The organism is Pseudomonas sp. B2M1-30, assembly GCF_025447575.1.
Classification (GTDB): domain Bacteria; phylum Pseudomonadota; class Gammaproteobacteria; order Pseudomonadales; family Pseudomonadaceae; genus Aquipseudomonas; species Aquipseudomonas botevensis.
The window spans coordinates 135099-153574 of record NZ_JAOEJT010000014.1; the positions used below are offsets into that span (position 1 = coordinate 135099).

The following is an 18476-nucleotide window of genomic DNA, read 5'->3' on the forward strand; positions in this document are numbered from 1 at the left end:
AGATGCTGAGCGAGCCAGGGCGTTACCTCTCGTAGCGCCCATCCAGCCCCGCAAAGCATGCTCAAATAAATGGCAAAAAATTTGAGTTCCCAATTCATCTTGATACCCCTAGTAAGGCACTCGGGCAAGGATGGACAATCGCGCTGAACAGACTATATTTCGAATCGTGTCTACCTTACCAGTGCGCCCTCAGCTCGTCCCTGTAGCAGTGGTGAGGTAGGCCATTTAGATTTTAGACATCCCTGCTCTTTTGCTTTTCTAAATGGGTGGATGACGTACGCCCGATGACTTGATGAGCATAAGGTAGCAGCGGCTTGCTGATCCGGAGTCAGAGCTGTCGAGCGTGATCGATCTCGAAGGGTTATGAGCGTTCGGTGATTAGGAGCACATATGCGTCTCGAGTCTGCCGAAAGCACAATCAGACATCTTAACGGATACCTTGAAGTGGCGGGGTAGGCTAGAGACCTTGAAAATAGTGGGACGGGTGAATGAAATCTAGCCCTCGTTATCAGCTTGGGAAAGTCTGCCAGACTGACTGCTTTCGGCCAGAATCTGTCGTTTATGTTCATGATTAAGTTGTGCTCACTTCGGATTCTGGACGACCGATCAGTTAGCCGTTTTACTCACGAAAAAGATTGTAACTTGCCGCCCCTGAGTTATAACGCCGTAAGCACGCCCTGATACAGCACCGGACCAGTCGGCTGTCCTGTCGGCGATCCGCCCTCGGGCTCAAGACTGACGGCCAGAGTGATGGATTCACCAATGAGAGCTTTCTGCGCGCTGCCCAATTTGATTTCCCCGTCTCCGCCTGGGGGTATCACCCCAAGCGAAACGGGCTTGCCATCTTGCGGAATAACCCACATTTCCAGGCTGCGTTCCTTTTCAACCTTCGCCAAAGCCAACAGTTTAATTTTCAGGTAATTCTCGTGAGCTTCGATGCTCATCCACGACTGTGCGTCGGCACTGCGCAACGTGGCGCCGTAGCGCACATCGTCGCGGTTGTAGATAACGCCCAGTGTTACTGCTGCTACCAACGAACATGCTGCAATCGTCACCCGGAGCCAGTTCCAAAATGGCTGCCTCAAAGTGAGCTGCGGTGTTTGCGGATCTATACGCGCCGTAACTCTGCGCCATACACGATCCGGTACAGGTTGTTCAGCCAGAGTCTCAGTAAGGCTCATGAGGCTGTCCTGCCATTGTGCAAGTTCCGCGCGAAGTTCCGAGTCTTCGAGTAACAGCTGCTCAAAGCGCCGGCACGCGGTTGGTGGCATTAAACCGATCGCATAGTCGGCAGCAAGTGCACGACGCAGACTTGGAGTTTGGTAGTTCATGACTCAAGGCACCTGCGCAAACGCTCCATGCCTCGGCGGATCCAAGACTTTACCGACCCAAGCGGTGCCGACAGCTGCTCGGCCAACTCTGAACAGGAAAGTCCCTCAAAATAAGCAATGGTGATCGATTGGCGTTGCATCCCTTCGAGCCTATCTAGGCACCGATTCAATGAAGCGACCTCACGGAAGCTGTTCAACTGATCATGTGCCGAGGGGCTGTCGTCGACCAGCATCTGCGCGTCGAGATCACTCAGCGGACGTTCGCGATGCTTTCGCAATTGGTCGATGGACTGGTTTCGCGTGATGTTGATCATCCAGGTCATCGGCGCCGACAGGTGCGATTGGTAGCGTGAAGCATTGTTCCAAATACGCACAAAACTTTCCTGCAGCACCTCTTCAGCCAGATCCGCGCGTCCCATGAACCGCAGAGCCACGCCATGCAGACGCGGACTCACGTTACGATACAGCGCTTCAAAAGCACCTCGATCGCCGAGGGAACACTGGGCTAGAAGGTGTTTGAGTTGGTCAGTGTCGGCGATGGGAATAGCCTTTCTCCAAACGATTGGGTCGTGAGGTGATTCGAGTCGATTGCAGCCAGAGGGTAGCCCACGGCGCGCGGTTGTTCCATTCACGGGTGGGCTCCTCGGAAGACTCGCCGGTCTGCTGAGATCGACCGGCGACGCCGGTCAACTTTTCGGCATCAACACCTTGTCGATGACCTGTATCACACCGTTCGACTGGTATACGTCATAGGTGCTGATGTCGGCGACGTCACCCTTTTCGTCTTTGATGGTGATGTTGTGTGGTCCATTCATCATTGCCCACAGCTTGCCGCCCGAGACGGTGGTCAATTCGGTCTTTCCACCGCCGGCCTTGATCTTCTCGGCAAGGGTGGCCATGTCCAGTTTGCCGCTCACAACGTGGTAAGTAAGGATCTTGGTGAGGGTTGCCTTGTTTTCCGGCTTGAGCAAGGTATCGACGGTTCCGGCGGGCAGAGCTGTAAAGGCTGAGTTGACCGGTGCGAATACGGTGAAAGGCCCCTTGCCCTTGAGGGTGTCGACCAGACCGGCAGCTTTGACAGCGGCGACCAGGGTGGTGTGATCCGCGGAATTTACTGCGTTATCGATGATGTCCTTGCTGGGCGACATGCTTTGACCGCCTACCATTATGCTGTCGTGGCTCATCGATGCAGCCTGGGCACCATTGAGCATTAAGCCGGTACCGGCCGCCAAGGTCAGAAGACCCGCAATCAATGGCGTTTTGATCGAAATGCGTTTCATCGTGATGATCCTTTGTGAGGAAAATCGGCCAGGAGAGTCTGTCCGTGTTTGATATACGTGGCGGCGTTCGGAATGGATGCAGTAGCGCCTATTTTTTCGCAGGACTTGAGAGTGGGTGATCCAATGACCGATGCTTCTTAAACGACCAATCCCAGATTGAATGGGGGGAATGGATGCTTTTGGACGAAAGCATCTCCCCGTGAGCGCTTGGTATCGAACAAGATCGGTCGCCCATCAGGTCATGGTTCATGGAACAGTTACGCTCGGCATGACACTAATTCATTATTGTTAAACGAATATTCGTAGCAATGTCGTGAATAACAGTCGCATAAGTTAAAGTTTCTGAATAACTAGCGTTGAGATTAGTGTTCCTCGCTGACATTGCACGGATGTCAGTACTTAATTCCCTCCAGACTACTTAGCAAGTCTAAACTTTCTGCCGTCCGCACATTGTGATTGAATATTAACCTGCTGAAGGTGCTTTTTTCTTACTGACAAAGTTTCTCACATTATATATTTACTTGTGAAATGGAAAAGCAAAGCTATAATTTACGATAAGTTAGGTGCTTGGTAATAAGTCTCGCTAATTTTTATTCACGCGGAAAAATATGTTCAAAAACTTATCAGCAAGGAGGCGATTTACACGTAAGAAACTTTGTAAGGCGGCACTCTAAAAATAACAGTAAGCATGAGATATGTCTATGGCGAGCATCGCAGATGAGGTTGAGAGTATTTCCCCAAGCAAAAAAACGTGCTTTCGGTGTAGAGCGCAAGCATCCTGCATGCTTAGAACAATCGATAGAGAAATATTAGGCCACTATCAAAGCGATAGTAAAATCCAAAGAATGAATGTAAAAAAGGGACGCTTTGTAGTCAGGCAAGGCTCAATAGCAGCATATTTATTTAAAATAAAAGCTGGCTCAGTTAAAGTTGTCATTGAATCGTATAGCAATTTTGAGCACTTGCTGGACTTTAAGATGGCTGGAGATAATATTGGGCTTGATACAGTTGTTGGTGATCCTCATCGGACTAGTGCTATAGCAGTGGAGGACACAGAAATATGCAAAATCAACATCAGTCGACTAAAAAACGAGCCAGCCAGTCAACTATACTTACACGGTCAAATTCACAGTGCCACTAATCTAGATGTTGATCGCCTGCAAAAAAAAGCATTGCTGCTCGCCAAAATGACCGCCGAGCAAAGGTTATGTTGGCTTCTCTGTGATTTATCAGAAAGATATGCATCTAGGGGGTTTTCTGCCCAGTCACTTTATTTAAAGATGAGCAGGAATGAAATTGCATCATATCTAGGTCTACGCATGGAGACCGTTTGCAGATGTTTTACAAAACTGCATGAGCTCTCGCTGATAAATGTGGATGGAGCGAAAGTCGAAATAATTCATCTAGAAAAGATTAAAAATATAGCAATGGGCATCGATGAGGAAAGCCGGATTTAGGCCGAGTCTTCCTAGCGAATGACTGCTAATGGCCGATAGCTGACGCTCCTGGCCGCCCGCATTCGGCAAAAAGCGGGCCTGTCAGGATGCATAGAAGATAAGGCGTGACTTAGAGCCTTGGTTCAAAGTCAGCGAAATTTTTCACAATGGCCTTGGTCACGGGGCTTGACTCGATAGTGTGGAGTCGCCTCCGAGAGTTCCATCTACACGCGGCAATCTCATTTTTCGGAAATGGCTTTTCACCAGATTCAAGCATGAAGATGAAGACAAAGTGGACAGTACCGTCTTTCTCGAATCGTGCGAGATAGACTAGTTCCTCAGCAACTAGTCCCGTTTCCTCTTCAAGCTCTCGTGCGGCAGCTTCAGCAGGAGATTCTCCTGACTCGATCTTACCGCCTGGAAGCGCCCATTTGGATTTTCTTTTTCGAACGTAAAGGACACGGTCATCCTTTCGGCATATCACTGTGGCCCTAGCCTTCATGTCGGCCTCCACTGCAGCGCAGCTAAATCTTGGCGGGTGCAAAAGAGTTTCTTAGCTATAGGACTGTACTGTCATGAAATCGTCACAATTTTTAGATTGCAAATTTGATTACAGCATCCGACGAAAGCATAGATTCCTGAAGGGCCGCTTGAACCGATGGCGTGTCGACAAGCGGTTGTTACTGAGTAGCCATTATTTACGTGAGAGCGCGATGACCGCTCATGGCCGAAAGCAGCTGCTCACAAACGACCGCTTCCGACCAATTGCGGACACTGGAGGCAGCCCACATCTGCCCTCATCAACGAAGTATTCCTCGCATGGCCATAGCGATCCCTGACCGCCTAATCGCCGGGCAGGGCGTACTTAGCATAAAAGGTCACTGTATCGGAGTTTATTGTGGAATCTGTGTCTGACTGTCAGCCCCTTCGCTCGCTAGCATTGATGCTCTCGCGGCGAAAAACGTGATGAAATCTTCAACCAGACGCTGATACCGATCAACGCTAAGAGGGATCGAAATGTTCGACAGTACCGCGGTGCTCACTGTTTTCTGGGTTTATCTGGCAGGCGTAGTGATTCCGGGGCCGAACTTCGTCGCCGTTGTTCACAAGGCAGTAACCGCGACACGTGCCGAGGCGCTGGCCTTAGTCGCCGGTATAGTGACCGTGAACCTGCTCTGGTCTGGCTGTGCGATCACAGGCCTGGGCCTTGTGTTTGCAGCTTTCCCATGGGCGGTACTGGTTGTGAAGATAATGGGTGCGGCGTACCTGATGTGGTTTGGCGTACGCCTGATCGTTAAAGCAGGCAAGCATCCCGCCTTACGGCCTTGCGAGGGCTCGGCTGCCAGCGTCCGGAAATCTTTCTTTCAGGGTGTCGTTACCAACATCGGTAACCCTAAATCCATGGCCTTCTACGCCGCCGTGTTTTCAGCAGCAGCCCCCACCCACCCCTCGGTCAGCACCTTCGTCTCAATGCTGGCGGTTGTGGTGGTCGTTTCGCTGACCTGGTACGGACTGGTTGCGGTGGCTTTGTCGCAACCAAGGATTTCCACGGCGTATCAGAATGCTCGGAAAGTGATTGATCGCCTGTGCGGTGGTCTGATTCTGGGCCTGGGAGTACGACAGATGACCTGAATACTGAGTCGACCGCAAGACGTGGGGAGATTCCGCTAACGGCCAATTTCAGCCTTTCCTGAACGTCCGCTTCTGGCCGGTAGCGGTCGCTTGTGAACGTTCGGCTGAAAGGGGCGCCTGAGAGGAGTTTCCCTAGGATGGTCGCAGAAGACCGGTGAGGGCAAATTGAGGGTATATCGTAGGCGTGAGTGCCCTGTTCGGCCTAAAGCGGTCCCGAAGGAGTTATGAAGGGCTTCGAAACCCCATCTGGATCGTCAGCGGTGGCACTCGATTTAAAAGGGGCGGGCTCGATTACCAATCGACCCACCGGATATGAGGGAAAGTTGGTCATAAAGTCGACCTAGCCCTTGCTATTGATTTTCAGCCTCGCCAGCCCCTGTCTGATATGACCGGCGTTCTCACCAATAGTCCATAAGGCGCTTCGAACGTTGTCTCCAACCTCGGTCAGACCTTGCTTTTCAGCATGAAGCGTCAGCTCCATCAAGGCGGCCTCCAGTCCAAGTTGATTCTGATACATCCTTTCCAACACGTCCGATAACGAATATTCGTCTGACATGGCATGGCCTCCTTTCGAAAAAGTACAAGCATAGTACCGGTCATGCCGCTGTCAGGCAGTGATTGCGAATTGCTTAGAAATTGCTACAAGGCGAAGAAACTTCAGCTGATAAGCCCTTAAGGCTCGGGATTTGGCGGTTGCCTACACCCAATCCATCATCGGGGCCACGCTGAAGCGTCTGGACACCGTAGAGGCTTCATTTACGTGGGGTACAGCGGGCGTCTGGATCATTTTGCTCTACGTGTTTGAGGCCGATTTCAGGGAGAAAGCGGCGTTTTCGGGCGATGGGCGCAAGTTTACCAAGAGAGCCAGGCCTTCGCGTGAAAACGAGACCCGCTCGAGGTTGGATGGGAGATGGTGCCGTGAGGGTCCCTGGACGATTTGTCGGCAGGTGATGAGTTAAATGCCAGGCGAAAAAAAACCGCCTTTGCGGGGCGGTTCTTTGGTTAGGCATCGGGTTGCGACCGAAGCCTTGCGCATCATTGACTACGCTGACGTGCGTGCATGTTAAAAATTTCTGCTCGTCCTTGCAACGGTATTTTCCGATCGGCGCGAAGCAGGCGGGCGGCCGGGTAAGCGATCTTCGAGATTTGATCATGATCGAAGAAGTTATCAGAAATAACAAATTACAAAACCAGTCGATGTTTGGCGTGACGAGCCAAAGTATGAGTTTTTTCGAGAGGATTTCAGGCTAACATGTCGGCGCTCGCACCCAGTTGTAGTGGTGAGGCTTGGCTGGAGACCTAACAGTTTTGCGCCCTCTGACACGGTTTTGCACCCGTGCCGGAATGAAGGCTCGGAGGGATCCTCAACCGGCCGCCTCATTGACTACGCTGACGTGTAGTCCAAAGGCACGCGTGATCCGGTAAGTGCGCTGGAGGTTTGGCCCCCAGCCTGGAGGCCAAAACGTATGAAGCTTTTGCTGCGTACGCTGAGCCTTGTATGGAGATTGTTTAAAGCATTTCGCTTTTACGAGTTCCTGCGAGACCACTTTGACGACCTGAAGTAACGGCCGTCATCGCGGAGAAAAGCCCGTTTCAGTTTTGGCTGAGGCGGGCTTTTTTGTTTCATTAATGCTGTCATAAGTAGGATATTTTATCTTTCGCTTGTAGGGCATTTCGTATGTGATTGAAAGCGACCACTTTGCAGTCGTTCTTAAGCGGAAATGGAGCATCGGTTTCGAGTCGGCGTAGCCCGTCCCAGCCCTCGGTGGCAGTCGGAGCAAATGGCTGCCACTGAGGGCCCCGCCAACCGCTATTCAAGGCTTCACAAACCATAATCGCGCCACTCTCCGGGCGTCTGCCCCACCTGTGTCTTGAACAACCGAACAAAGAAGCTCACGTTCTCGTACCCCACTTCGTAAGCGATCGACTTGACCGACATGCCACTGGAAAGCAGCAGTTTTTTCGCCTTGTCGATCCGCACTTTTTGCAGATAAACGTTGGGCGACAGCCTGGTCGCCAGTTGGAATCGACGCTTGAGGGTGCGCTCGGTCAGCCCGGCCTCGCGGGCCATTTGCGCGAGGCTGACGGCCTCGGCGTGGTGCGCTTCGATCCAGTCCTGAACCTTGAAGATCGCTTGATCCTGATGATTGCGGTGCCCCGGCAGGATCGGGCTCAAACGCTCCGGCGCGGACACCAGCAGGTGCGTCGCGCACAGTTGGGCGAAGTGGTCGCCGAGGTTCTGAGCGAGCATTTCCAGGAGCGCGTCGAAGCCGCCGCCGAGTGAACCGCTGCTCCAGATGCCTTCAGAGTGCATGAAGGATTGATGGGCGACGAAATCGTGTTGCGGGTAGCGTTTTTTCAGTTGCCGGGTGAACGCCCAGTGGGTCGCCAAAAGGCTGCCTTTGGCCAAGCCGGCAGCGGCGACATAGCAAGCGCCGGTGGTCATCGCCAGCACGCGCGCGCCATGCGCCTTGCGTGCCGCCAACCATTGCAGTGTTCGTGGATCGGGTTCAAACCCCTGCGCGAGTCGAATGCCTTCAAGTGGAGGAATCACGATCAGGTTGCAGTCGTCTGCATCGTTCAACGCCGCATCCGGTCGGATCAAATGACCGCTCGCCAGGCTGATGTCGGCACCGTCCACGGACAGTACGCGGACGGCGTAGCTTTGAGCGACGTCGAGGTGTCGTTCCAGCAAGGTCACGATGCGAAAGAAGTCCGTCGCCGAGAACATGCCCATGCCCCAGCAGCCGTCGTAGGCCAGAATCGCAACGTTGATCATGAATTCTCCGTGGCCTGATCGGGCTATTGAATAACCCTTTAGAACATCGAACCTGAGCAACTGCAAGGATACGATCAGCAACACGTCGCGCAGCCCTATAAGGACAACATCCATGCAACACGTTTCCACCCGGCAGCATTGGATCGATACACCAGAAGGCGCGCTGTTTGCGCAAAGCTGGAACAGCGATGAGGCGCATAACCCGCCGATCATCCTGCTCCACGATTCTCTCGGTTGCGTCGCCTTGTGGCGCGATTTTCCCGAACGGCTTGCACGGGCGACCGGACGCAAAGTCATTGCCTACGATCGGCTGGGTTTCGGACGTTCGGCACCTTATCCCGGCAAGTTGCCAGGGAGTTTCATCGCGGACGAGGCCAGGAGCGGCTTTCGTGCAGTTTGCGAACATTTCGATGTCAATCGGTTTGTCGTATTGGGTCACAGCGTTGGCGGGGGGATGGCGGTGAGTTGTGCAGCGGCGTTTCCGGGAAGATGCCAAGGCGTGATCACCGAGTCCGCACAAGCATTTGTCGAGCAGGCAACTTGTGACGGGATTCGTGAAGCCGAACGCCAGTTTGCCTTGCCCGGCCAAATGGAGCGCTTGCACAAATACCACGGCGACAAGGCCCATTGGGTGCTGCGGGCATGGGTCGATACCTGGCTTTCGGATACGTTCAGCGACTGGAGTCTGGACGAGCTGTTACAACAGGTTCACTGCCCTGTGCTGGCATTGCACGGTGATCGGGATGAGTACGGCTCCACCCGGCAACCCGAACGCATTGCGGCACGGGTCAACGGCCCGGCGAGCGTGCAGATTCTCGCGAATTGCGGGCATGTTCCGCACCGTGAGTTTCCGGATGCGGTGCTGGCGAGTCTTTGCGCATTTGTGGAGTGTTCACCAACCTGAACCCGCGCTGTCGATCCTGAAAGTTTCATGTTGCCGTCGCCGAGACGGGCCTAGGATGCTCATACAAGATCTCGCCATTCATCCCCGAGGGTTCGGCACCATGAATACCCGTCTCGCCAAAGCGCTGTTGATCGCCGCTACCGTCTCAGTGCTCAGCGCTTGTTCCGGCGCCGGTGGTCTGACCACCACCAGTTGCTTCTCCACGGACTGCCAATCGCCGGACAGCCGTCATGTGAACACCCTGAAGTTTGGCGGGAGCAATATCGGCAGCAGTTTCAACCAATACAGCTCCAGCCTGATGAATGACGACTGACGGTCACTGCGCCGCTGGCACGGCAATCCATTCGCCCAGCACTTTCTGATATTTGCCGGTGACCTTGCTCAGGTGCAGCCACTGGTCGACGTACAGTTTCCAGCTGATGTCGTCGCGCGGCAGCAGGTAGGCCTTTTCACCGTACTGCATGTACTGCTCCGGATTGACCGCGCACAGGCCGGGTTTGAGTTTTTGTTGATAACGCGCTTCCGAAGCGTCGGTGATCATCACGTCGGCCTTGTTGTCGAGCAGTTGCTGGAAGATCGTCACGTTGTCGTGCAGGGCCAGTTGCGCCTTGGGCAGGAAGGCGTGGACGAAGGCTTCGTTGGTGCCGCCGGCCGGCTCGACCAGGCGTACGCCGGGCTGGTTGATCTGTTCGAGGGTCTGGTATTTCGACTGATCGGCGCAGCGCACCAGCGGGATCTTGCCGTCGACATCCAGCGTGTTGCTGAAGAAGGCTTTTTTCTGCCGCTCCAGAGTCACCGAAATCCCGCCCATGGCGATGTCGCACTTGCCGGCCTGCATGTCCGGCATCAGGGTTTTCCAGGTGGTCTGCACCCACTCGACCTTGACCCCGAGGCTGTCGGCCAGAGAGCGGGCCATGGCGATGTCGATGCCCTCGTAGTCGCCGTCCTCGCGCTTGAAGGTGTAGGGCTTGTAGTCGCCGGTGGTGCAGACGCGCAGTTCGCCCTGTTGCTGGACGCTGTCCAGGTGCGAGACCGGTTCCTGTGCCTGAGCGGCGCCAGCCAGGGTCAGCAGAGCGCAGAAGATCATCGTGCTTTTTGGAATTGTCATGGGGATCGGGCTTGTGCAGTGGGAGTGCGGGCCAGTGTAGTGAAAGCGTTCGCCGGGTGTCATCCCGGATCCGGGCTCAACGTTCCCAGCCAGGCCACCAGTCCCACGATCAGCAACGCAATGCCCAGTTCCACCGACACACTACGACGCAAGGCATTGGCCGCCACTTGATGCTGCCCCTCGCGCAACGACCGCTCCAGCAACGGCCCAAGGTGGAAGCGGTTCAACGCCGCTAGAACCAGCATGCCCGCAAACAGCAGAACCTTGAGCGCCAGCAGAATCCCGTAAGTGCCGAGCAGGACTTCGCCCAGTTTCGGGCCGATGATGAACAGGTAATTCACCACGCCGGTTGCTGTGAGAACGAGCACAATCGCCGCGCCGACACCCTCGAAGCGCTTGACGGAATTGACCAGCAAACCAATGTACGCAGCGCTGAACAGTGCGTCGAGCCGCGACATCCATACCAGCGCCAACATGGCACCCAGCCACGCACCCGCCGCGAGCAGGTGCAGGATGTCGCTGAGCAGGTGCCACGCGTTATCCATCGCCCCGTGTCCGCTCCAGGCCAGAGAGGCGAGGGCGAGTGCGCCGGCTATCGAGGCAAGCCACAACCCCGGCCTGATCATCACGACGATCAGCGCAATCATCCGCACCGTCCACGCCAGCCCGGCGTCCGTTTCCAGCAACATCATTTGCAGGTGCGGCCATAGCGCTGCGATCTGCGTTTCGCCACTCATGGCGCTGGTCATCAGCACCAATCCAGCCACTGACAGCAGCGCACCGAGCAACGCCATTCCGCCCAGCATCGGGCGAAACGGCAGCACGGCGTCCGTCCCTTTCGCGCTGTACAACCCAAACAGCGCGACCCCGAACAGCAGCAGTAAATCCACGTACAACGCCAGACGCAGGAGGATGTTGATCAGATCGGCCATCACTCACTTCACTTTGAAGGTGATGTTGCCGGTGATCGGGTGGGTGTCGGACGACACCGCGCGCCATTCGACCTTGTAAGTGCCGGCGGACAGCGGCGTGAGTGGAGTGACGAGCATGGTTTTCGGGTCGCTGCCGGCGCTGACCCGGGCTTTCATCGGCATGGGGGAGTGGGCCATGCCGGGCATTTCGGTCATCAGCAGTTTGGCGCCGGAGAACTGGGTCATCAGGTTCTCCGAGAAGTGCAGTTCGATTTTGTCGGGGGCTGCGCCATCCGCGCCTTCGGTCGGGGTCGACGTGAGCAGTTTCGGATGGGCCTGGGCCAGGGTGCTCAGGAGCAGGCTGGCGGCGAGTACTACGGCGGTTTTCAAGGTGCGCATGCAAGACCTCTTTGCCGCTCTTCGGCGGCGGTTTTCAGGGATGGATTGATCGGGGTCAGAACCACAGCCGCACGCCGAGCACGAGGCGCGTTTCGCTGCGATCTTCGCCGTCCTCCCGTGCGAAATCGGCAGTGTTGCCGTAGGTGCGGTTCCACGTCACGCCGATGTAGGGCGCGAATTCGCGGCGGATTTCATAACGCAGGCGCAGGCCGGCCTCGGTGTTGGACAGGCCGGCGCCAATGCCCCGTTGCGGGTCGTTTTTCCCGTAGACGTTGAGTTCGGCGGTCGGCTGCAGGATCAAGCGGTTGGTCAGCAGAATGTCGTAGTCGCCCTCCAGGCGTACGGCGGACTGACCTCCTTCGCCGATGAACGCGGTGGCCTCGGCCTCGAAGTTGTACAGCGCCATGCCCTGCAAGCCGAAGGCGGCCCAGGTTTGCGGAGCGCCGGGTTTGAAGTCCTGCCGCACGCCGCTGACCACGTCCCACCATGGCGAGATTGCGTGCCCCCACAAGGCCTGGATTTCTGCGTCTTCGGTCTTGCCGTTGCTGCGTTCGCCTTCGGAGCGCAGCCACAGACGATCGATGTCGCCGCCGATCCAGCCGGACAGATCCCAGGCCAGGGTGCCGGCGGCGTCGGCGTCTTGCCATTCGAGCTTGTCGGCGAGGAAGTAACTGTTAATTGCGCTGTCATGCACCTGATGCCCGCCGGGGCTGGTGAACACAGCGGCGCGGTCGGCATGGGTCAGCGCCGGAATCGGCGTGCGGCTTTCGCTGGGGGCGGCGGGCTGCATCCCGCCGTCGTCCATGCCTTGCAGGGCGGAATGATCCATGCCGGACATCTGGCTGTGATCCATGTCCGGCATGTCGCTGGCGGCCATGGTCGTACTGCCGACGAACAGCAGGGTAAGCGCGGTGAATCGAGTCATGATCGGCCCCTTCATTCTTCCACCCGGACTTCACGGAACATGCCCGTTTCCATGTGGTACAGGAGATGGCAGTGATAGGCCCAGCGCCCGAGTGCGTCGGCGGTGACGCGGTAGCTGCGACGGGTGCCGGGCGGCATGTCGATGGTGTGTTTGCGCACCTGGAAATCGCCGTTTTCGTCTTCCAGATCGCTCCACAAACCGTGCAGGTGAATGGGGTGGGTCATCATCGTGTCGTTGACCAGCACCAGGCGGATTCGCTCGCCGTACTTGAGGCGCAGCGGCTCGGCGTCGGAAAACTTCACGCCGTTGAACGACCAGGCGAATTTCTCCATGTGGCCGGTCAGATGCAGTTCGAGGGTGCGGCTCGGCTCGCGGCCATCAGGGTCTTCGAAGGTGCTGCGCAAGTCGGCGTAGGTCAGCACCCGACGGCCGTTGTCGCGCAGACCGAGGCCCGGGTCGTTGAGCTTCGGCGCGGGGCTCATGGCTTGCATGTCCACCAGCGGGTTGTTCTTTTCGCTGTCGGGGTGCGCCTGCATCGATCCCATGGCGGAGTGATCCATCGCGCTCATGTCCATGGAACCGTGATCCATCCCCCCCATGCCCATGTCGTCCATGGTGACCAACGGACGCGGGTCCAGCGGCGGAATGGCCGCCGACAGTCCGGCCCGGGTGGCGAGGGTGGCTCGGGCGTAGCCGGTTCGGTCCATGGACTGGGCGAACAGGGTGTAGACCTCGGCGTCCGGCTCGACGATCACGTCATAGGTTTCCGCCACGGCGATGCGCAGCTCATCGACGCTGACCGGTTTGACGTGCAGGCCATCAGCGGCGACCACGGTCATTTTCAGCCCCGGGATGCGCACGTCGAAGTAGCTCATGGCCGAGCCATTGATCAGGCGCAGGCGCAGTTTTTCGCCGGGGCGGAACAGGCCGGTCCAGTTGCTGTCGGGCGTGTGGCCGTTGATCAGGAAGGTGTAAGTGGCGCCACTGACGTCGGCGATGTCGGTGGGGTTCATGTTCATTTGCGCCCACATCCTGCGGTCGGCGACGGTGGCGCCCCAGCCTTTCTCACTGACGTCATGGATGAAATCGCCGACGGTGCGTTTGTGGAAGTTGTAGTAATCGGACTGCTGCTTCAGGGTCTTCATCAGGCTGACCGGGTCTTCGTCGGTCCAGTCGCTGAGCATCACTACGTAGTCGCGGTCGTACTGGAACGGTTCCGGCTCCTTCGCATCGATCACCAGTGGCCCGTAGACGCCGGCCTGCTCCTGCAATCCGGAATGGCTGTGATACCAGTAGGTGCCGTTCTGCCGGACCTTGAATTGGTAGACGTACACGCCGCCCGGTTCGATGCCGTAGAAGCTCAGGCCGGGCACGCCGTCCATGTTGGCTGGCAGCAGAATGCCGTGCCAGTGGATCGACGTGCTGTCCTTGAGCCGGTTGCGCACTCGCAATGTCACGGTGTCGCCTTCGCGCCAGCGCAGCAGCGGGCCGGGCAGGCTGCCGTTGATGGTCAGTGCAGTACGCGGCTGGCCGGTGAAATTGACCGCTGTTTCGCCGATGAACAGCTCGAACTGCGTGCCGCTCAACTCGTTCACCTGGCCCGGACGGTTCAGCGCCCAGACCGGCGTGTGCCACAGGCCGAGGCCGCCGAGCAGACCGCCGGCGGTCAGACCTTTGACGAAGGTGCGTCTTGAAGTGTTGGAATGCATGCGCGCTGAGTCCTCCCGAGCCGTCTGGTGTGTCACATGACGGGGGAGGCTAGCGGCCGGCAGCTTTCAGTTGGCTGAGGCGCGGATTACAGTTGTGACAGGTTCAGGCAATGCGCGGGCGACCCCGCCCGGCGCATTGCCTGGCATCGTGGCGGTCAGGCGTCCTACAGCCCGAGTCCTTCCTGGACGACCAGCAGCAGGTTGTTTTCCGTCAGTGCAATGGCATCCAGTTGCTGCCCGGTTTCGATCGTCTGCAACCACCAATGGCTTTCGCCATGTTCATCGACGGTGCGCAGCAGCGAGGTTTCCTTGCCCGGCAGAAGAATCTGCACACGCCCGGCGCCGTCCTCGGTGAAGCGCGCAATGGGGTCGAGCGTCAGACTGTGATGGTTGGCTTCAATCAGCAACTGGTCGATGGCGTAGTCGTGGGTTTCACCATCCGGCGAACTTTCGCAAACATGCGTAGGATTGCGCCTTATCTTCAACCCGACCTCGGTGACCGGTTGCAGCCAGCCCTCGATACGGTGGTACAAGTCGTAGACCACGGCCGGCCAGCAATCGATTTCCAGTGCGGCGCGGCTGATTTCATCCGCGTGGGTGTGCCGGGTCTGTTTGAGTTTCGCGGCGAGTTCGTCTGCTTTACTCATTTCGGTTCCCTGTGGTGAGGTCAACATCATCGTAGTCCTTTCAAAGTAATGCAGGTTTTGCCCTGCGTCATGCGCTTGCAACACGCGCATGACTCAATCAAGCCCCTGACCCTCGCGGTCAGATCACGGAAACCATGGACGCAGGCGTCCCAAGGAGCGGGAACATGAAAAAGCTTTTTACAATTATCGCGCTGATTGCGCTGACGGCCGGCAGCATCGGCCTGAGTTCGGCGCGTCAGTCGCACGCCAACAAGGCACAGGCGGAATCGGTGGCGGGGGTGTTCGACTATTACCTGCTGACCCTTTCCTGGTCGCCGACCTTCTGTCTGACCCACAAGGACGATGCGCAATGCTCCGGCAAGGGTTATGGCTTCGTCCTGCACGGCCTGTGGCCGCAATACGCCAAGGGTGGCTGGCCGGAATCCTGCCCGCCGTTGACCAACCTGACGGCCGCCGAAACCAGCAAGGGCCTGACGCTGTTTCCGACACAGAAACTGCTCAACCACGAATGGTCCAAGCACGGCACTTGCAGCGGCCTCGGCGCCATGGGTTATCTGGATGAGGCGGACAAGGCTGTCGCCGCCGTGAAAATCCCCGAGGAACTGCAACCGTTCAGTACGTCGTATTACTTCGAGGCGCAGGAAATTGCCGACCTGTTCCGCAAGAACAATCCGGGCATCCCGTCAGACGGTATCGCGGTGATCTGCAACGGCCCGGAGCTCTCGGAAGTGCGGGTGTGCATGGGCAAGGATCTGCAATTCGGTGCGTGCGGCAAGGGAGTGAAGACCCAGTGCCGGGCAGGGGATATCCGGGTTCCGCCGTCGCGTTGAAACGACCAGGAATCGAGCCAAGGTAAAGAAACGGGCACCGTGTCGGGTGCCCGTTTTGGTTTGGTCTCAAGCAAATCCCCCGGCATCCACCCCCAATTCCCCGCGCAAAAACTCCACCAACCCGCGCTGCAACCCGCTCAGCATCCCTTCACGGCTGACCAGCGCCAGTTCGGTGGGTGCCAGTTCCGGCAGATCCGTACACACCCGATGTTCGGGCAACACCGCCGACGCCGGCAGTACCGAAACCCCGAGGCCCGAGGCCACGGCCGCCTGGATCCCGGTCAGACTGTGGCTGCCGAAGGCTACGCGCCACGGGCGTTGTGCGACGTCGAGCAGGCGAATCGCCCGTTGCCGGTAGAGGCAGCCCTGAGGGAACAGCGCCAGTGGCAGCACGCCGGTGGATGCGTCGAAATCCGCGCCCTTGACCCACACCAGACGCTCTGGCCATGTCGCCCAGGCCGGGCCGCTGTCAGGCTCGCGTTTGATCAGGGCGATGTCGATTTCGCCGCGAGCCAGTCGCTGGCGCAGGTCGAGGCTCATGCCGCTGAGGGTTTCCAGGCGTGCCTGTGGATGGCTGCGGGTGAAACCGGCGAGGATCAGCGCCATGCGCCGGGCGTCGAAGTCTTCCGGCATGCCGATGCGCAGGATTTCCAGATCGAGTTCGCTGGACAGCGCTTCGCTGGCCTCGGCGGACAAGGCCAGCAGGCGCCGGGCGTAATGGATCAGCAACTCGCCGTGCTCGGTGACGCTGACATTGAGTCCGGTGCGATCGCGCAGCAGCAGGGCATGGCCGACCAGCTCTTCGAGTTTGCGCACCTGTTGGCTGACGGTGGACTGGGTGCGATGCACCCGGTCGGCGGCGCGGGTGAAGCTGCCTTCGTCGACCACGCAGACAAAAGTTTTCAGCAGTTCCAGATCCAGCATGACGGCGGCCTCGATATTTGAATAGCAACTGACATATGGCTATTTATTTAATTTCACACTATCACCGGTCGCTCATAAGCTGAAGTCCTCACCCCAGAGGAATGCTTCCATGACATTGGTAAACACCCCGCGCCCGCAATGGTTGACCTTCGACTGCTACGGCACGCTGATTCAGTGGGACGAAGGTCTGCAAGCGGTGGCCGGCCAGATCCTCAGCGAGAAGGGCGAACACCGGATCGAGGTCGGGCGCCTGATCGAGGTCTACGATCGTCACGAACATCGCCTCGAACAAACGCCGCCGCACCGCTCATTTCGCGAGTTGAGCACCCTCGGCTTGCAACTCGCCTTGCAGGAACTGGGATTGCCGAGCCTGCCCGAAGACAGCCAGCGGCTGGCTGCCGCGATTCCGCGCATGACACCGTTTGCCGAAGTGGTCGAGACTCTGGCTCGATTGAAAGCCATGGGGTTCAAACTGTGCATCGTCTCCAACACCGATGACGACATCATCGCCGGCAACGTCGCCCAGCTCGGCGGGCACATCGACCGAGTGATCACCGCGCAGCAGGCCGGGGCTTACAAACCGGCACCGCGACTGTTCGACTACGCTCATGAGCAACTGGGCGTCAGCCGCGATCAGGTGGTGCATATCTGCGCCAGCCCGATGCTCGATCACACCGCCGCGCGGGATATGCAGTTCCGTTGCGTGTGGATTGACCGAGGCACCGGTCGCCAATTGCTGCCGGACTATCGCCCCGATGCGATCCTCAACACCCTGGATCAGGTGCCGGAGCTGTTCGAGTCCCTCGGCTGGTAATCACGGAGGTTTCCCATGGCTCATACCTTGACCGGCAACGCCCGGCCCGTGCGCTCGACCTCGCTGGATCTGGACAGCGAAGCGATCATCACCGCCCGACACGAACTGGCGGCATGCTTTCAACTGGCGGCGTTGCATGGCCTGGAGGAGGGCATCTGCAACCATTTTTCGGCGATGTTGCCGGGGCGTGATGACCTGTTTCTGGTCAATCCCTACGGGTATGCGTTTGCCGAAGTCACGGCGCAGAACCTGCTGGTCTGTGACTTTCACGGCAATGTGCTGGACGGTGACGGCCAGCCCGAAGCCACCGCGTTCTACATTCATGCGCGCCTGCATAAACAGCAGCCACGGGTGCGGGTCGCGTTCCACACCCACATGCCGCACGCCACGGCGCTGTGCCTGCTGCAAGGGCCGCCGCTGTTGTGGCTGGGGCAGACGGCGCTGAAGTTCTACGGTCGCACGGCGGTCGACGAACACTACAACGGTCTGGCGCTGGACGACAGCGAGGGCGACCGCATCGCCAGCGTGCTGGGCGATGCCGATATTCTGTTTTTGAAGAACCACGGCGTGATCATCGCGGCGCCGACCATCGCCGAAGCCTGGGACGATCTGTATTACCTGGAGCGCGCCGCGCAGGTGCAACTGCTGGCGATGGCCACGCAACGAGAGTTGAAACCGGTGCCTGCGGCGATTGCACAGCGGGCCTATGAGCAGATGCGCGAGGGCGATCCAGAGAGTGCGCGGGCGCATCTGCGCAGTGCGATGCGACGCTTGTCGGCGCAGGGTTGAGAAGGGGAAAACCAGCCAGGCAAAAATAAATCGGCGCGACGGTCATCCAATTGCCCGG

Annotated in this window: 20 protein-coding genes; 7 read left to right on the forward strand and 13 right to left on the reverse strand. The window is 57.7% G+C overall.

Features of this window, described 5'->3' with window-relative positions; all coding sequences use genetic code 11:
- Nucleotides 1–656 precede the first annotated feature (656 nt).
- The 3 genes from N8H74_RS23960 to N8H74_RS23970 are packed head-to-tail and all read right to left on the reverse strand — an operon-like array spanning nt 657 to nt 2611.
- Nucleotides 657–1331 carry an anti-sigma factor gene (locus N8H74_RS23960; protein ID WP_262150802.1) on the reverse strand — a complete coding sequence of 225 codons (675 nt, stop codon included), beginning with the start codon at nt 1329–1331 and terminating at the stop codon, nt 657–659.
- Nucleotides 1328–1963 (reverse strand): sigma-70 family RNA polymerase sigma factor, encoded by a 636-nt coding sequence (locus N8H74_RS23965; protein WP_262150803.1) that lies wholly within the window; start codon nt 1961–1963, stop codon nt 1328–1330. The genes N8H74_RS23960 and N8H74_RS23965 overlap by 4 nt, the downstream gene beginning before the upstream one ends.
- 54 nt (nt 1964–2017) lie before the next feature.
- Nucleotides 2018–2611 (reverse strand): fasciclin domain-containing protein, encoded by a 594-nt coding sequence (locus tag N8H74_RS23970; RefSeq protein ID WP_262150805.1) that lies wholly within the window; start codon nt 2609–2611, stop codon nt 2018–2020.
- A 782-nt stretch (nt 2612–3393) separates the two neighbouring features.
- On the opposite strand from N8H74_RS23970, the gene N8H74_RS23975 reads away from it, so the two are divergent.
- Nucleotides 3394–4068 (forward strand): helix-turn-helix domain-containing protein, encoded by a 675-nt coding sequence (locus N8H74_RS23975; protein WP_262150807.1) that lies wholly within the window; start codon nt 3394–3396, stop codon nt 4066–4068.
- A 109-nt stretch (nt 4069–4177) separates the two neighbouring features.
- Here the strand turns inward: N8H74_RS23975 and N8H74_RS23980 are convergent, their stop codons facing one another.
- Entirely contained in the window at nt 4178–4549 is a 372-nt protein-coding gene (locus N8H74_RS23980) for an NUDIX domain-containing protein (RefSeq protein WP_262150809.1), read from the reverse strand.
- Between the two features lie 515 nt (nt 4550–5064).
- On the opposite strand from N8H74_RS23980, the gene N8H74_RS23985 reads away from it, so the two are divergent.
- On the forward strand, nt 5065–5679 hold the full coding sequence (locus N8H74_RS23985; RefSeq protein ID WP_262150811.1) for a LysE family translocator: 615 nt from the start codon (nt 5065–5067) through the stop codon (nt 5677–5679).
- A 340-nt stretch (nt 5680–6019) separates the two neighbouring features.
- On the opposite strand, the gene N8H74_RS23990 is transcribed toward N8H74_RS23985, so the two are convergent.
- Both N8H74_RS23990 and N8H74_RS23995 read right to left on the reverse strand, forming a co-directional pair.
- Nucleotides 6020–6235: a hypothetical protein gene (locus tag N8H74_RS23990; RefSeq protein ID WP_262150813.1), complete on the reverse strand. Its 216-nt coding sequence runs from the start codon at nt 6233–6235 to the stop codon at nt 6020–6022.
- 1266 nt (nt 6236–7501) lie between these two features.
- Nucleotides 7502–8572, reverse strand: coding sequence for a helix-turn-helix domain-containing protein (locus N8H74_RS23995; RefSeq protein ID WP_262150815.1), 1071 nt, complete (start codon nt 8570–8572; stop codon nt 7502–7504).
- Between N8H74_RS23995 and N8H74_RS24000 the strand changes: the two genes are divergently transcribed.
- Both N8H74_RS24000 and N8H74_RS24005 read left to right on the forward strand, forming a co-directional pair.
- Nucleotides 8571–9362 carry an alpha/beta hydrolase gene (locus N8H74_RS24000; protein WP_262150817.1) on the forward strand — a complete coding sequence of 264 codons (792 nt, stop codon included), beginning with the start codon at nt 8571–8573 and terminating at the stop codon, nt 9360–9362. The two genes, N8H74_RS23995 and N8H74_RS24000, sit on opposite strands and share 2 nt — an antisense overlap.
- A gap of 100 nt (nt 9363–9462) precedes the next feature.
- Nucleotides 9463–9675, forward strand: a complete 213-nt coding sequence (locus N8H74_RS24005; protein WP_262150819.1) for a hypothetical protein — start codon at nt 9463–9465, stop codon at nt 9673–9675.
- A gap of 3 nt (nt 9676–9678) precedes the next feature.
- Here the strand turns inward: N8H74_RS24005 and N8H74_RS24010 are convergent, their stop codons facing one another.
- From N8H74_RS24010 to N8H74_RS24035, 6 genes are all read right to left on the reverse strand, one after another.
- Nucleotides 9679–10470 (reverse strand): transporter substrate-binding domain-containing protein, encoded by a 792-nt coding sequence (locus N8H74_RS24010; protein ID WP_217831640.1) that lies wholly within the window; start codon nt 10468–10470, stop codon nt 9679–9681.
- Nucleotides 10471–10529: 59 nt separating this feature from the next.
- Entirely contained in the window at nt 10530–11402 is an 873-nt protein-coding gene (gene copD / locus N8H74_RS24015) for a copper homeostasis membrane protein CopD (protein ID WP_262150822.1), read from the reverse strand.
- Nucleotides 11403–11405: 3 nt separating this feature from the next.
- Nucleotides 11406–11780 carry a copper homeostasis periplasmic binding protein CopC gene (gene copC, locus N8H74_RS24020; RefSeq protein WP_262150824.1) on the reverse strand — a complete coding sequence of 125 codons (375 nt, stop codon included), beginning with the start codon at nt 11778–11780 and terminating at the stop codon, nt 11406–11408.
- A gap of 55 nt (nt 11781–11835) precedes the next feature.
- Nucleotides 11836–12705: a copper resistance protein B gene (locus tag N8H74_RS24025; RefSeq protein WP_262150826.1), complete on the reverse strand. Its 870-nt coding sequence runs from the start codon at nt 12703–12705 to the stop codon at nt 11836–11838.
- Between the two features lie 11 nt (nt 12706–12716).
- Entirely contained in the window at nt 12717–14414 is a 1698-nt protein-coding gene (locus N8H74_RS24030; protein WP_262150827.1) for a copper resistance system multicopper oxidase, read from the reverse strand.
- 164 nt (nt 14415–14578) lie between these two features.
- Nucleotides 14579–15061 carry a hypothetical protein gene (locus N8H74_RS24035; protein ID WP_217831645.1) on the reverse strand — a complete coding sequence of 161 codons (483 nt, stop codon included), beginning with the start codon at nt 15059–15061 and terminating at the stop codon, nt 14579–14581.
- A 164-nt stretch (nt 15062–15225) separates the two neighbouring features.
- On the opposite strand from N8H74_RS24035, the gene N8H74_RS24040 reads away from it, so the two are divergent.
- A complete protein-coding gene (locus N8H74_RS24040) occupies nt 15226–15891 on the forward strand; it encodes a ribonuclease T2 (protein ID WP_262150830.1) in 666 nt (221 codons plus the stop codon).
- A 66-nt stretch (nt 15892–15957) separates the two neighbouring features.
- On the opposite strand, the gene N8H74_RS24045 is transcribed toward N8H74_RS24040, so the two are convergent.
- A complete protein-coding gene (locus N8H74_RS24045; protein ID WP_217831647.1) occupies nt 15958–16815 on the reverse strand; it encodes a LysR substrate-binding domain-containing protein in 858 nt (285 codons plus the stop codon).
- A gap of 109 nt (nt 16816–16924) precedes the next feature.
- Here N8H74_RS24045 and N8H74_RS24050 point away from each other — a divergent pair, with 109 nt between their 5' ends.
- Both N8H74_RS24050 and N8H74_RS24055 read left to right on the forward strand, forming a co-directional pair.
- Nucleotides 16925–17629 carry a haloacid dehalogenase type II gene (locus N8H74_RS24050; RefSeq protein ID WP_262150832.1) on the forward strand — a complete coding sequence of 235 codons (705 nt, stop codon included), beginning with the start codon at nt 16925–16927 and terminating at the stop codon, nt 17627–17629.
- Between the two features lie 15 nt (nt 17630–17644).
- Entirely contained in the window at nt 17645–18418 is a 774-nt protein-coding gene (locus N8H74_RS24055; RefSeq protein ID WP_262150834.1) for an aldolase, read from the forward strand.
- Nucleotides 18419–18476: the final 58 nt, after the last annotated feature.